This window comes from Guptibacillus hwajinpoensis (genome assembly GCF_020171785.1).
GTDB lineage: Bacteria > Bacillota > Bacilli > Bacillales > Guptibacillaceae > Guptibacillus > Guptibacillus sedimenti.
The window spans coordinates 68,443-82,690 of the sequence record NZ_JAIVAE010000016.1 but is presented as its reverse complement, the minus strand read 5'-3'; the positions used below and the strand labels follow the sequence as shown (position 1 = coordinate 82,690).

13 protein-coding genes and 1 pseudogene are annotated in these 14,248 nt (G+C 41.4%); 11 read left to right on the top strand and 3 right to left on the bottom strand.

Annotated elements, in window-relative coordinates:
* Window positions 1-217 precede the first annotated feature (217 nt).
* Complete coding sequence (locus LCL91_RS19815) at window positions 218-466, bottom strand: hypothetical protein (protein WP_224885029.1); 249 nt, start codon at window positions 464-466, stop codon at window positions 218-220.
* 322 nt (window positions 467-788) lie between these two features.
* Here LCL91_RS19815 and LCL91_RS19810 point away from each other — a divergent pair, with 322 nt between their 5' ends.
* Window positions 789-971: a hypothetical protein gene (locus tag LCL91_RS19810; RefSeq protein WP_425589704.1), complete on the top strand. Its 183-nt coding sequence runs from the start codon at window positions 789-791 to the stop codon at window positions 969-971.
* Window positions 972-1,245: 274 nt separating this feature from the next.
* Complete coding sequence (locus tag LCL91_RS19805) at window positions 1,246-1,869, top strand: HpcH/HpaI aldolase family protein (RefSeq protein ID WP_224885027.1); 624 nt, start codon at window positions 1,246-1,248, stop codon at window positions 1,867-1,869.
* A gap of 234 nt (window positions 1,870-2,103) precedes the next feature.
* Here the strand turns inward: LCL91_RS19805 and LCL91_RS19800 are convergent, their stop codons facing one another.
* The gene (locus LCL91_RS19800; RefSeq protein WP_224885025.1) at window positions 2,104-2,439 is read right to left on the bottom strand and encodes a DUF1433 domain-containing protein; all 336 of its coding nucleotides are present in this window, start codon (window positions 2,437-2,439) and stop codon (window positions 2,104-2,106) included.
* A gap of 41 nt (window positions 2,440-2,480) precedes the next feature.
* On the opposite strand from LCL91_RS19800, the gene LCL91_RS19795 reads away from it, so the two are divergent.
* The 8 genes from LCL91_RS19795 to LCL91_RS19760 all read left to right on the top strand — a co-directional run bounded on the left by LCL91_RS19795 (window position 2,481) and on the right by LCL91_RS19760 (window position 12,280).
* The gene (locus LCL91_RS19795; RefSeq protein ID WP_224885023.1) at window positions 2,481-3,881 is read left to right on the top strand and encodes an alpha/beta hydrolase; all 1,401 of its coding nucleotides are present in this window, start codon (window positions 2,481-2,483) and stop codon (window positions 3,879-3,881) included.
* A gap of 17 nt (window positions 3,882-3,898) precedes the next feature.
* Window positions 3,899-4,201: a hypothetical protein gene (locus LCL91_RS19790; protein WP_194220748.1), complete on the top strand. Its 303-nt coding sequence runs from the start codon at window positions 3,899-3,901 to the stop codon at window positions 4,199-4,201.
* A 156-nt stretch (window positions 4,202-4,357) separates the two neighbouring features.
* Entirely contained in the window at window positions 4,358-6,175 is a 1,818-nt protein-coding gene (locus LCL91_RS19785; protein WP_224885021.1) for a sigma 54-interacting transcriptional regulator, read from the top strand.
* Between the two features lie 152 nt (window positions 6,176-6,327).
* Complete coding sequence (locus LCL91_RS19780; protein WP_224885019.1) at window positions 6,328-7,524, top strand: iron-containing alcohol dehydrogenase; 1,197 nt, start codon at window positions 6,328-6,330, stop codon at window positions 7,522-7,524.
* 30 nt (window positions 7,525-7,554) lie between these two features.
* On the top strand, window positions 7,555-8,910 hold the full coding sequence (locus LCL91_RS19775) for a GntP family permease (protein ID WP_224885017.1): 1,356 nt from the start codon (window positions 7,555-7,557) through the stop codon (window positions 8,908-8,910).
* 30 nt (window positions 8,911-8,940) lie between these two features.
* Window positions 8,941-10,398, top strand: coding sequence for a CoA-acylating methylmalonate-semialdehyde dehydrogenase (locus LCL91_RS19770; RefSeq protein ID WP_224885015.1), 1,458 nt, complete (start codon window positions 8,941-8,943; stop codon window positions 10,396-10,398).
* Window positions 10,399-10,568: 170 nt separating this feature from the next.
* A complete protein-coding gene (locus LCL91_RS19765) occupies window positions 10,569-11,312 on the top strand; it encodes a hypothetical protein (RefSeq protein WP_224885013.1) in 744 nt (247 codons plus the stop codon).
* A gap of 80 nt (window positions 11,313-11,392) precedes the next feature.
* Window positions 11,393-12,280 carry a DUF7662 domain-containing protein gene (locus LCL91_RS19760; RefSeq protein ID WP_224885012.1) on the top strand — a complete coding sequence of 296 codons (888 nt, stop codon included), beginning with the start codon at window positions 11,393-11,395 and terminating at the stop codon, window positions 12,278-12,280.
* A gap of 133 nt (window positions 12,281-12,413) precedes the next feature.
* On the opposite strand, the gene LCL91_RS19755 is transcribed toward LCL91_RS19760, so the two are convergent.
* A complete protein-coding gene (locus LCL91_RS19755) occupies window positions 12,414-13,655 on the bottom strand; it encodes a competence protein CoiA family protein (protein WP_224885010.1) in 1,242 nt (413 codons plus the stop codon).
* Window positions 13,656-13,787: 132 nt separating this feature from the next.
* On the opposite strand from LCL91_RS19755, the pseudogene LCL91_RS19750 reads away from it, so the two are divergent.
* Window positions 13,788-14,168, top strand: a pseudogene (locus LCL91_RS19750) (competence protein ComK); the annotation flags it as partial.
* Window positions 14,169-14,248 lie beyond the last annotated feature (80 nt).

Genomic DNA, 14,248 nt, shown 5'->3' with positions numbered 1-14,248 from the left:
ACAAAGCGAATCCAACAAAAACTTGGATTCGCTTCACCGTCAGCTTTCTATAAAGACTATAAAAAAGCGAGTTAGAATTTCGGATTTTGCCTGTGTCCATATTTAGGGGGCTTGACCACATGCACTCGCGAACTCGCGAAATTAGAATTGTTAAAGGCAGATACAAAAAACCGCACAATGTAAAGTATTTGCGCGGTTTGATCTAATAATATTCATCTTACTTTTTATTTCTGTTATAAAGAATTTCAAAAACTTCTGGATCCAGATCAATAATGTTTCTTATTTCATCCTTTGATAACTTGCCATTTTGGATTAATTTATTGAGTTGGTTTTCTTTGATTTCTATCTCTATATCTTTCTTAATATTAGCATCATAATAGGCCATTTCCTGACCTAATCCTTCCTGCCAGTAACGTTCGGCTTCTTCTTTGCTCATTTTGTGCCAATGTTGCATAACATCCTTCATTAGGTCATCACCTCCGATTACTAATTCTTCTATCTTATTATATATTACCTCGTCTAAAACATTTTTATTCATCGCAGTCAGTAAAAGCCACCAAAAATCTTCCTTCCTTTTTTTACTATTACACACCGCTTCTAATAAGATGTTAAAACGGGTGGTGATAGGCACTATTATAATGGAGGGCTAACTTATGTCGAACAATGATCTAATTGAAACGAATAAAGATCTATCGAATGTGGAACTGATTCTGTATGTGAAGAATTGGATGACGACGGGACCTCTATGCATCAAATCAGAATAGTCGATCCAGGAGGCTGGTGAATGGATGATCAGCCATAAAATAGAAGCATTACCGATTGTGGATGATGATCATCATTTTCTCGGAACGATCACACTGAGACAAGTACTACTATCAGGTGCTACTTCTCCTACTGAAGTGTTCTATGCAGAGGTACAGCAAAACGGCATGGTGTATGTGGATTTGAAGGAGGATCAACTTGTCCGCTAGACGCTGCTTTGGCTGAATCAGTCCATCCATCATTTTTATAACCTTAAGACATCGGTTCGGTTTACGATCGGTCATGAAAAGCGTCTTGATGCATCAAGACGTTTTTCATGGTTGCCTACTTTTCTGATAGTAATGATTGAATGGGATTTATCTAAGCGTTATCTCCATTTGTAGAGGATACCTGTAAAGTTTTTTTCATTCTTGCTGATGCAATAAATCCAGCCAGTAAGGGAAGGAATCCTATTGAAGGAAAACATATACTATAATTCATTTCTTGGGCTATGATTTATTAGATGTTTTTCGGGACGATTCACCTGTACCGATCGTTCGCGTATCTTATGACCCTTCCAGTATTCAAAAAGCACTTGATCGTGGCGCTCTCGGCATACAGGTTCCAATGGTTAACAGAAAAGAAGATGCAGAGCGAGCTGTCGAAATGGCCAAGTTCCCTCCGCTTGGAACAAGAGGGGCAGCCTACTCACACCGAGCAGCCCGGTTCGGGACAGTTAAAGGAAAAGCATTTCTTGATCAATCAGACGAGCACATTCTCGTGATTCCACACATTGAAACGATGGAAGCAGCAACAATCTTTAAGGAAATTATGGACGTAGACGGGATCGACCTTGCCTTCCTCGGAACAACGGATCTTTTAGTTAATATGAACTACAAAGAAGAGGGACCGAAGCATCCAGAAGTTCAAAAGGTCGTCGATGGTTTATACGAGATTGCTAGAGAGAACCATTATAAGATCGGAACAGTTGCTGGCGATGCGGAAAGTGCACAGAAGGCATTTGATAAAGGTGCCGATTATGTTGGAATTATTGCGGTGTCGGTTATGCTAAAGGCGTTTAAGGATGTGAGGGAGGAGAGTCAGAAGAAGTTGGGTGAGAAGGTGTAGAAAGTGGTGCCCCGTTCCAATTTAGTTGGAGCGGGGTTTTTGAATTTTAGTGGAATGAGAAATTTTAAAATTATTAGTTTATATAATTTGTATTTACATAAGAGGGATATTTACCTAGTGATGACGGGCACTCGATAATTTCAATTACAAATCGTTTTTACTCGATTAAAAAGTCGACTGCGTTGCAATTGCAGATTCGATATTTCTAATTAAAAGTATTTTATTAGCTTCCTGTTAATAATCACAAACTTTTTCTTGGCATTCTTTTTTCACTTCAGGAAATCCTTCTGTTTCACCTACACTATTCACAGTGAAATCTTCAGGGTTTACACTTGCTGAAAAATCAGCGCCATTAATAGTGCCGTTTATCATTAAACCACCCATTGGATCATCAGTGTCTTCACTAAACTTTATTTTTTCTACGTTATCATAATTATTTCTAAAATAGCTTTCAACACTTTCTCTTGCTTTTTCAATTGTGTTATTATCATAAGTTTGATTGGATGAGTTCACATTACACCCTCCTAATAGTATAATTGAAAGCAAAATAATACCATTTATTTTCTTCAATAAAATCACCTCTTTATCAATTCATTAAGGAGTTTATTAATATGAAAAATTTAGTTGATTACGAAGCTGTCGAAATATCTAGACTTACATACAAAGACGATCTAAAGAGTATTCCAATAAACATTAATGGAGAAAGAGTAACATGGTATCCTATTGATACTATAATCGATGAGGAAACAGGACTACAAGGTTATGTATTACAAAAGCTTCATTCAAACGAAATCGTCATCAGCTTTCGTGGCACAGAAATGCCCACTTCAGTTACAACTGAAGTTAAGTCTAAGTATGTCGGATCTCCTTCACAAGACGCGATGTTAGCATCCGGTGAAGCAAGCATTGAAAATGGTAATCTCGTATATGAAAAAACCACTATTAGTCAATCAGAAATTGCTGAATCGAATAAAGATGTTACAGAAGACTTAGAAGGAATCGTTTTAGGCAATTCCAATTATACCAAAAAGAGGTATGGGACAACAGCCTATTTAGGTACCCCTTCTCAGGATGCGAGTCTAGCAAGTGGTCGAGCTGAACTGGATGCAAAAGCTGGCACTATTTCATATATACATAAGAATCAATTTACGGAAGCGGAAGAAAAAGTGGATCACTATGTTGATAAGTATGGAGCCAAAAACATCACCTTTGTCGGTCACTCACTAGGTGGGGGGTTAGCTCAGTATTTTGCGGTCAACCACGATTCCAATGCCGTAACGTTTGCAGCTGCAGACATTTATTCATTGTTAACGCCCGAGCAACAACAAAGAGCCATCAATGGAGAGTACAAAGACAATGTCATTAGTTATACATTTCCTGATGATATGGTTGGAACTTATTATAAAGAGTCTGTAGGCTCGGTTTATTACATGGGAGACCCTGCCGATAGTAGCATGCCCTGGCTTGAAACACATGGAATTAAAAATTATCGTTCTGATGGTATGTACAATGATGAAGGATATTTTCTTCCAGAATCTCTTTTCGACGAAAGCTTTCAAAGTCAACTCAACCTATCCCCACTCGCACTGAAAAACAGCGGTGTCTCAGACTTTCATATCCAAATCCAAGAAGCCTTAATGGAAAGTTATGTACAAGAAATGAAGCAGAGTGAGGAGCAAATTGAAGCAACGAAACAGGCGCTGCTCGAATTCCTTGATGTGTACATGAACACCATGCGCGATATGAAAAGCAAATACATCAATTCGGTAGGAAGCGGGCAATTCGATAAATTAAATGCATCAGACGTGGAGAGCTACTTTCACGAGTTTACGAAAGCGCCAGTAGACGGGGTGCCAATGTTATTTGATATCCAGATGTTCGATAGCTTAATGGCTTCACTTGGTGATACGCATCAGGATACAGCGGATATTGCTTACAACATGGAGCGTATGAGTCAAGACTTGATGCGAGCCGATCAATACCTCGCACAATGGCTACGTTACGAATCTTAAAGAGAAGAGGTGAAGAAATGGACTTTGATTTTGACTGGTGGAATGATTACTGGGAAAGGCAGCGGCAGAAGGATGCCCTAAGAACACAGATTAAAAGTGCTCTAGAAGCGGAAGCAAATCTATTAAACACTCATTTAGAACATTGCTACGCGGTCGGTTCGCTTAGTGAACGACACAAAGCAATTCTTAACCAGATTGAACATAACTTTGATGGTCAGGCAAATAAAGCGTTGGTGCAGCGGTTTGAGGAGAATGAGTTGAAGTTAATCAAGATGAAGATGATGTATGAAATGTTACATGACAGTATAAAGGTAAGGTGAACAGAAGGACGTCTCATTAAAGGGAGGTCCTTTTGTTATGCCTATCGAAAGTAATTAGGGGCAGACTTACGCTCAAACGCTTATTTCGACAGCATTCGCTAAATAACGGGTGGTGACAGGCACCATCATATTACCATCATATTGGAGGGTTAACTTATGTCGATCAATGACCTCGTTGAAACGAATAATGATCTATCAGATGTAGAACCGATTCTCTATGTGAAGAATTGGATGACGCCGGAACCTCTTTGCATCAAATCGGAACAGTCAATTCAGGAGGCTGGTGAATGGATGATCAGCTATAAATTAAATACATTGCCGATTGTAGATGACGATCATCATTTTCTTGGAACGATCACGTTGAGGCAAGTGCTATCTTATTTTCTTCATAACAGTAGGGACGTTAAGGTAGGTCGGGATCTTTTTAAACGAAACTTCGCGGTGGTACATCCTGAAGATTCCATCTTGGAGGTTATTTCATTACCATACAATGAACTGCCTGTCCTTGATTCAGAAGGGAAATTAATTGGCTTGTTATCAAAAGGAGATATAACGGATGGGTTTTCAAAATATATCTCAAAGCTTAAGCAAAAACAGCATACGGCAGAGGCGTTGAACACCGTGCTCGAAAGTGCGTATGAAGGGATTGCTGTTGTAGATGAAAACGGAACGATTCAGGAGTTTAACGAAGCGTACAGCCGTTTTACTGGGATCGAGAAAGAAAATGCAATTGGACGGCATGTGACTGAAGTGATTGATAATACAGAGCTTCATATGACCGTGAAAACAGGGCTAGCCGAGCGTGGTGTACTCCAAACAATCCAGGGCCATGAAATGGTCGTTCATCGCATTCCGATTGTGAAAAATGGCGCTGTGATCGGCGCCATCGGAATGCTTATCTTTGAAGGGATTTCGGAAATCTATAAAATTTATGAACGACTTAAAGATACGGATGCAGAGGAGCCTGAACGAGGCACGAAACAAGTTGGAAAAAAGAAAGAGAATGCCATAACGCTTGATCAAATTATTGGTGTAAGTGAAGAGATTAAAGCTACGAAACGACTTGCTAGAAGAGCAGCCAGAACAGCGGCGACCGTGCTCATTACCGGTGAAAGTGGCACGGGGAAAGAAATGTTTGCGAAAAGTATCCACCATCTCAGTCCTTTTGCGACAGGCCCCATGATTAGCGTGAACTGTGCGGCTATTCCTGAGCATTTGTTTGAATCAGAATTATTCGGATATGAAGAAGGCGCATTCTCAGGAGCCAAGAAAGGAGGAAAGCCCGGGAAATTTGAGCTGGCGAATAACGGTACGATTTTCTTGGACGAAATTGCAGAACTTCCGCTAGCTATGCAAACAAAACTTCTTCGTGTGCTCCAAGAAAAAGAAGCTGAGCGGGTTGGTGGCGTCAAGAAATACCAAACCAATGTAAGAGTGATCGCGGCAACGAATCAACATCTAAAGGAGCTCGTCGAAAAAGGGACGTTTCGTGAAGATCTGTTTTATCGATTAAATATCATTCGCCTCCATGTCCCGGCTCTCCGGGAACGAAAGCAGGATATTCCAATTCTCCTGTCTTACTATGCGAAAGAGATTTGTGAGAAGTATCGTGTCCAAACAAAACGATTTACCCATGAAGCTCTATCTACTCTTACGCATTCAGAGTGGAAAGGGAATATTCGTGAACTGGTGAATACGATTGAACGTGTAGTTACGCTTATTGATGAGCCGGTTATTGGGAAAGACCACCTCAATGGACTTTTTAGCGTGAAGGAAGATCGTGAAAATCAAATTCCTGATGAAAAACCCCACAGCTTATTAGACGAAGCGAAACGAGTTGGGAAGGATCGAGAAAAGGAAACTATCGTTCAAGCGATAAAAGATGCAGGTGGCAATAAAACGAAAGCAGCAGAACGCCTGGGGATTCATCGGACTACGCTTTATCAAAAGTTAAAAAGTCTCGACATCTCCTAAGTAATGTGTAGGAGAATCACTACATAAAATCGACAACTGTAGTGTAGGCACTACAATCAGTAGCGCAAAAATGCTTGATGTAGCGCTTGTTAAACTTGGCACGGATCTTGCTTCTATAGATAAGTAAGTCAGAATGAAGGAGTGATAGCCAGGTGGAAACCTATGCCGTTTTTCGAACGCCGCAAACGATTTTATATGGTCGAGAGTCATTTAAACAAATTGGAGTGGAAGCTTCCATTCGTGGAGGTAAAGCACTCATTATAAGCGATCAGGTGATGTCTAGTCTCGGCTATGTGAGTGAATGTCAGGATTACTTAAAGGAAAAGGGGGTTGAAAGTGAGGTTTATACAGGAGTAGAGTCAGAACCGACTGATCAGTATGTGGCAGAATCGTTAGCCCTTTTAAAAGAGAGTCAGTCTGATGTCGTGATCTCGCTTGGGGGTGGAAGCTGTATTGATACAGCAAAAGCGATCGTGGTTCTTGCCACAAACGGTGGTGACTTAGCCGATTACCGGCTTAACAAGAAAGTCGCTGAGCATACTCCAATTCCGCATATCGCAATCCCTACAACAGCAGGAACGGGCTCGGAAGCGACAGATGTGACGGTCATTACAAATACATCTAATGATGTGAAAATGATGGTGAAGCAGCCAGCTTTCATGCCAGCTGTCGCGATTGTTGACCCATTATTATCGATCTCCTCACCACAGCATGTAACGGCTGCGACAGGCGTTGATGCGCTGAGTCATGCGATTGAATCGTACTTATCTAAGAGATCTCATCCGATGACGGATACATTTGCGCTATCGGCGATTCAGCTCATTGCCCAAAATATTGAGAACGCTTACTTCAATGGTGACAACCTTGAAGCGAGAGAAGCGATGAGCTTAGCGGCGTTACAAGCAGGCATGTCGTTTACCAATGCATCCGTTTGTCTCGTTCACGGAATGTCGCGACCAATCGGGGCACTGTTCCATGTGCCACATGGCTATTCCAACGCGATGCTCTTACCTGCTGTTCTTGAATTTAGTAAGGGTGCCTGTCAGAAGCGCCTTGCCGATATCGGACGCATTTTTCAACCGAGCAGTGCCACTCTTACTGATGAAGAAGCAGCTGAACAAGCGGTGGCTTCCGTTCAAGAACTTTGTCGCACGTTAAACATTCCCAATTTGAAATCGTGGGGCATTGAGCAAGAAGCCTTTCACCGTTCCGTTTCTAAGATGGCGGCGGATGCGCTTGATAGTGGGAGTCCAAGCCATAACCCTCGTGTCCCTACTCAAGCAGAATTAGAAGAACTTTATCTGACTTGCTATGACTACCAATTTCGTAGCGAGCACAAGGTTCAATAACTGGCTTAGAGGGTACAAGGAGGGAAGAACATGCTAGGCATGCTGGGTTTAATCTTATCATTAGGCCTCCTCATTTATTTAACGATGAAAGGGATCAACATCATCATAGCGGCGATTCTTTGCGCCGTGCTCGTTGCCCTTACTGGAGGTCTAAATCTAGAAACAGCGTTAACCGATTATTACATGACAGGATTCACGTCGTACTTTGCTTCATGGTTTCTCATCTTCTTATTAGGCGCCATCTTTGGAAAAGTGATGCAGGAAACGAAAGCGGCAGATAGTATTGCGAATTGGATCAAGAATACGCTCGGTCCTTCTCGCTCTGTCTTTGCGGTCGTTGCGGCTGCAGCCATCATGACATACGGCGGCGTTAGCTTATTCGTTGTCGGCTTCGCGGTTTATCCCATTGCCGTCTCTCTCTTTAAATTAGCGAACCTGCCACACCGCTTTATCCCTGCAGCGCTCGTCTTCGGCTCCATTTCCTTTACGATGACAGCACCGGGATCACCAGAAATCCAGAACCTGATTCCAACCGAGTACTTTGGAACGAAACCAACGGCTGGTGGGTTCATCGGCATTCTCATTGCCATCTTGATCATGCTGACTGGTGGATGGTTGTTAGGAAAAATGGTGAAAAAAGCGGTGCGAAATGGGGAAGCTTTTTCATTGCCTAACGAGACTTCAAAAGCCTCAAATGAAATCGCTGCAACAGCCGAATTGAAGCAGGTGGAGACTGAACCTGAGCCAGAACCAGAGCAAAAGCAGTTGCCGAATGTTATTTTAGCGATCTTGCCACTCGTCACGGTCATCGTCTCGTTAAATACGCTGTCCAATTTTATCTCGTCAACCGGGGCCGCACTCATTTCGCTCGCTTCCGGTATTGCTTTAGCGTGTGTGATTATGCTTCCATACTTACAAGAATTCTGGAACCCGCTCGCAAAAGGAACGCATGATGCGTTAATAGCTGCTGCGAATACTTGCGCCGTAGTTGGCTTTGGTAGCGTGGCGGCACAGGTCGCTGCTTTTCAAACCGTGGTTGATGGACTTGTGAATATTCCGGGTCCACCACTGATGGGACTTGCGATCGCAGTTACACTTATTTGTGGGCTAACGGGCTCAGCGTCCGGTGGTCTTGGAATCGCACTTCCGATTTTATCCCCGATTTATTTAGGGATGGGGAACTTAGATCCTGGCGCGATGCACCGTATTTCAGCCCTTGCTTCAGGTGGACTTGATTCGCTCCCACATAACGGATATGTGGTGACCACGATCCGTGCGATTTGCGGTGAAACACATAAGCGTTCTTACGGACCGATCTTTTTACTTAGCGTTATCCTGCCGACGATCGCCTTGATCCTGGCAGTCATTCTATATTCGATTTTCTAAAAAGTGTATAAAAAGGAAGGGGACTTTAACATGGCAACGACAACAACAAACACGCTACAAAACTACATTAACGGTGAATGGGTAGACGCAAAAACCGATCAATTTCAATCTGTACCAAACCCAGCAACGGGTGAAGAACTCGCACAGGTACCGATCTCATCAAGAGAAGATCTTGATGAAGCAGTAAAAGTTGCAAAGGCAACCTTCAAAACGTGGAGCAAAACCCCCGTACCAAAGCGGGCTCGCATTCTGTTTAAATACCAGCAGCTCCTCGTCGATAACTGGGACGAGCTGGCGCGATTGCTCACACAGGAAAATGGAAAAAGCTTTAAAGAAGCGCAGGGCGAGGTACAGCGCGGAATCGAGTGCGTGGAATTCGCTGCCGGTGCGCCTTCCTTAATGATGGGGAAACAGCTTCCGGATATTGCGACAAATCTAGAATCCGGCATGTACCGCTATCCCGTCGGCGTCGTCGGTGGCATTACACCGTTTAACTTTCCAATGATGGTGCCATGCTGGATGTTCCCACTTGCGATCGCGATGGGAAATACGTTCGTTCTTAAACCATCCGAACGCACGCCGCTACTTGCGAACCGACTAGCGGAACTGTTTAAAGAAGCCGGTCTTCCAGACGGCGTCCTTAATATCGTTCACGGTGCCCATGATGTCGTAAACGGCCTATTGGAGCACAAAGACGTGCCAGCAATTTCCTTCGTCGGCTCACAGCCTGTCGCAGAATACGTGTATAAAACTGGTGCAGCGAACGGCAAACGCGTTCAGGCCCTAGCCGGTGCGAAAAACCATTCCATCGTCATGGCAGACGCGGATCTTGATGCAGCGGTGAAAGAAATTATTGCCGCTTCCTACGGATCAGCAGGAGAGCGCTGCATGGCCTGCTCGGTCGTTGTCGCGGTAGACGATGTTGTCGAACCATTGCTTCAAAAGCTGAACGAAAAAGCGGATGAAATTAAAATCGGAAACGGACTGGATGAGGATGTATTCCTAGGACCCGTCATCCGTAAAGAGCACAAAGAAAGAACGGAAAGCTACATCCAAAAAGGGCAGGAAGAAGGCGCGACGCTTGTCCGAGACGGAAGAAACGATGAAGCGTACAATGACAAAGGCTACTTCATTGGGCCAACGATCTTTGATCACGTGAACACGTCCATGCAAATCTGGAAGGACGAAATCTTCGCTCCCGTTCTATCCATTGTACGAGTGAAAAACCTAGAAGAAGCAATCGAGCTCACCAATGAATCCGACTTCGGAAACGGCGCCTGCCTCTTCACCCAAAGCGGCAGCAACGTTCGCTACTTCAGAGAAAACATCGAAGTCGGCATGCTCGGGGTAAATATCGGCGTTCCAGCACCGATGGCTTTCTTCCCATTCTCAGGGTGGAAAAATTCCTTCTATGGTGATCTTCATGCGAATGGGTCAGATGGGGTGGAGTTTTATACGAGACGGAAGATGTTGACGGCTCGGTGGTAGGTAGAAGATCATAGATTGATAAATGGAAAGGCGTAGAGGAGTGGGAGCTTCTCTATGTCTTTTTTAGCGTGAATCGATTTAATAGTTACGTGTTTCCCTATGTAACCTTTTGCTTATATCCATAAAATAGTAATATAGAGGAAGAGAAAGAAAATATCGGAGGTTTAATCATGGCCATTGCGACCTATTCAAAATTCACAAGCTTTAAAGAATCGATTCAATCCCTAACGGATCCAACTAACGGGGAAGAGCTAATGACGGAAACATTCTTACTAGAACGAGACGAGAAAAAGAACTTGGAAATGTATTATGCTCCGTTCGAACATGTGAATGAACATGCGAAAATCGTGATAGTCGGAATTACTCCTGGACTTCATCAGATGAAGAAATCATTCGAAACGGTTTGGAATAACAATGGTATAGAAACTGGAGATGAAGAAGTTTTACAAAAGGTGAAAAATCATTCCAGTTTTGAAGGTCCGATGAGGAAAAACTTGATTACGATGTTAGATGAATTGGAACTACATACCTACTTAAATCTGGAGTCTACAAGTGAACTGTTTGGTCCCGCCAGTCATCTCGTCCAAACGACTTCTGTTCTTCCATATCCAGTATTTTATAAAGGAAAGAACTTCAGTGGCTCAACGCCAAATATTTTAAAAACGGAAGTATTACATCGATATGCCTTGAACTATCTACCGATCGAGTTAGAAAAGTTAAACGATCCGTTGATTGTGCCTTTAGGTGTTAATGTAACGAAAGTACTGATGCATCTAGCTGAAAACAACTTGATTTCAGCTAACTCAATCGTAAACGGTTTTCCACATCCTTCGGGAGGAAATGGCCATCGTCATCGGCAGTTTGCAGAGAACAAAGAGGGAATGAAGGAAACGATTCGAAGGTATTTTAGCTAATCCAATCGAATCGAATCGAATCTATTTACGATTACCGGTTTTAGGAAAATAAGGAGAACAAGAAACGGAGGCTTTTCATATTGAGTATTTCTAGTGAAAGAGGAAAGTACGCACCGTTACAGGATTTCTTGAAAAATAGATCTTTAGAAATGGGGAGCGTGAACTTAACGTTTAAAGAGATAGAACACATCCTCGGTTTTGACTTACCGAAGTCAGCATCTACTTATTCAGCTTGGTGGGCAAACGAAATGAAAACTCATTCCCATGCAAGAGCCTGGCTTGAAGTTGCCTATATGGTAGAGAGTCTGAAATTAGGTGAATCAGTAACATTCACTAAAAAGACAAAAGGTAAAGTAGCAAATGAGCTCGACTTAACTACTCCGAGTGCGTCCTATAGGTTTTTCTATACAGCACTAAAATTTGTCACGACAGGTGAAACAAATCTCTTTGCTAGGAAGAATAACCTTACAGTGGAAGAAACGCTAGTACATAACCGCTATAGCAATCTGGATGGTGAAACAAGGGAGAAATACCCGACTTCCTTAACAATGCAGATTGGAGATTTTTTATTAGACTTAAAAAATAAAGGCGATCAATACTATAAAAAATTCTTGAATCAGTATGGGGATCTTGAATATGGTCGGTTTCTAATGGAAAGTGAAGAAGATAAGCAGTTAAAAGGTCTTTATGCATATGTGACTGCAGGGAAGGTTAAATACATTGGTCGCTGTTTAGATCAGTTCGGAAAAAGAATAAACCAGGGTTACGGCGTCATTCATCCAAAGAATTGCTTCAAAGATGGACAAGCTACAAACTGTCATCTTAATGCCCAGATCACAAAAGAACAAAAGGTGAATGAGATATCTCTTTACTTGCTACCGATGACAGAGGATGAAGAAATAAAAACGCTAGAGTTGGAGTTAATAAGGGCTTACCGTCCTGAGTGGAATGTGAGTGGGAAGAAATAGGCATTTTTTTATTTTCATAAAACGAATAAAACTCCCATTATTTTCAGGGAGTCTTTTTGAAATAATAGAATCCTTACTTTTGTTTCAAATCTCTCGAAGTAAGTTTGATTTTTAGTTAAGCATTTTCATACCTTTAATCAATAACTTTCTTACCTATTAATCTGTTTTCTAATTCTTTGTACGATTTACATTTATATAATTCTACTATTTTCCAAACTTCAATAGGTTCCATTCCTGTTGCTTCTAAATAATCTTGTATGAGGTTCTTCTCATGGGAATTTATTTTGATTCTTACTCGTAATAGTTCATAAAGTAAGTCATTGCTCATCTTAGTTTTCTTACTGCTACTTATTTTTTTATTCTTTGAAGTTGAGATTAAAACAGTTGGTGTTGATTGCTTGTTATTCTTATTTCTATCTTCTTCGAGTTTTTGTAATTCCAAGTGGTTGTCTAAGAAAGTTTTTCTGTTAGATAACTCTTGATGAGGATCACAAAGTAGAAGTTTATTTTCAGGGGTTACTGAAAGTGCATCTGCTAGTGATAGACTATACCCTTCATGTAATAAAAAAGCTCGATAAGGTCTATTATTATGATCCTTCAAGAACCTTTTGATATTTACAATGATTTTGTCGTTTTCATCATAAAGGTAGTACAGACTACCGGTTTCCAATTTGTTTAGTCGAGGAGACAAAGGATAATTGTAAAGTTTAAAAAAGTTTGGATTTGGGCGAAGTTCTTTTAATAAGTTTTCCCATTCTCTATCTTCACTAGTGTATGATGCAATCGTATGCTCCGCTTCCCAAAGAACAATACTATTTTTTTCTTTCTCAATAGCGAGTTCTTTTCGTTCAATAAACCAGATCGGGAACAAATTTTGCTCTATAAAGTAATGATGCCGTTTAATGATTTCTTTTGCTAAACTTTCATCTTTGCTGGGGTTGACGTTAGTGATAAAGGAAAGAGCGATCTCTTTTTGATCAATCGTTAATAGGATATCTGGAATAACCTTAAAGTTTGGCTTGGCTCTGAAACCAAATTCAACGGATAGATGGCGATTGATTTTAGACTGAGCATTTAGTTCATCGTAGACGATGTCCATGATTGCTCGGTGTTTTTTCGTTTCACGTTGGTTTTGTTTATTGTATCTTGTCAAAGCTCGATCGGTTTGTTTCGATTCCATACAAGCTTCGGAATGTAAATGTGAGAAATACATTCCTCGCTCTTCCCCATATTTTACTATTAGATTAGCTTTACAATCAGGACATTGATAGATTCCTTTATTAGCAAGTTGCTTATAATTTGAAACATCCTCTTTATTCACTTTATAAGGAAGGTATTCTAATTCGTTATCGATTGTATGTAGCGCATATCTCAACAGTAGTAACCCCCAGTGTTTTATTTTTATATTCTTACAAAAAATGGGTGTAGTCAATAAGGAGTTCTACCATAGGTCTTAATTTTATTTTGGGATGAATTTTAACATTACAGCTACCCAGTAGAGTATGGAACGAGAGTGTATGAAGAAAACGGTGTTTACCTAACAGAAAAATCCCCAATTGAGTTAATTGAAGATGCCTGTTTGCAGGGTGGGAGTACGTATGAAGGAAGACGCCAGGCAACCGTACATCACCTCAATTATGTTCAATCAACGCCAGTGGTGCTAAACCCTTATTGGAACATTTTCGCTCTGCCTTCAGAGTCACCTGAAAACCTGGAGTGTGTATGGGTCATGTTTCAACATATTCGTTGGGCAAGAAGCTTAACAAAAACATCTTCTGGTATTCATTTTCTTAATGGATTGTTTCTTGATGTGCCAGTGTCTGTTGATCGGATGCAGAAACAGATTGAGCGAACGGGGATGTGGAAGAGTCATTATTCAAATAGGTAAGATTGAAAATCTTATAAGTGATAGCCTTCTGAGCGAAGGCTATTTTTATTTTAAGGAAATTAGACATTATTAACTAGAAT

What these genes read in the sequence shown, in the direction of transcription:
- LCL91_RS19815 (WP_224885029.1), bottom strand. Translation starts at nt 466, where the DNA reads ATGAAGGATGTTATGCAACATTGGCACAAAATGAGCAAAGAAGAAGCC.
- LCL91_RS19810 (WP_425589704.1), top strand. Translation starts at nt 789, where the DNA reads ATGATCAGCCATAAAATAGAAGCATTACCGATTGTGGATGATGATCAT.
- LCL91_RS19795 (WP_224885023.1), top strand. Translation starts at nt 2,481, where the DNA reads ATGAAAAATTTAGTTGATTACGAAGCTGTCGAAATATCTAGACTTACA.
- LCL91_RS19790 (WP_194220748.1), top strand. Translation starts at nt 3,899, where the DNA reads ATGGACTTTGATTTTGACTGGTGGAATGATTACTGGGAAAGGCAGCGG.
- LCL91_RS19785 (WP_224885021.1), top strand. Translation starts at nt 4,358, where the DNA reads ATGTCGATCAATGACCTCGTTGAAACGAATAATGATCTATCAGATGTA.
- LCL91_RS19775 (WP_224885017.1), top strand. Translation starts at nt 7,555, where the DNA reads ATGCTAGGCATGCTGGGTTTAATCTTATCATTAGGCCTCCTCATTTAT.
- LCL91_RS19770 (WP_224885015.1), top strand. Translation starts at nt 8,941, where the DNA reads ATGGCAACGACAACAACAAACACGCTACAAAACTACATTAACGGTGAA.
- LCL91_RS19765 (WP_224885013.1), top strand. Translation starts at nt 10,569, where the DNA reads ATGGCCATTGCGACCTATTCAAAATTCACAAGCTTTAAAGAATCGATT.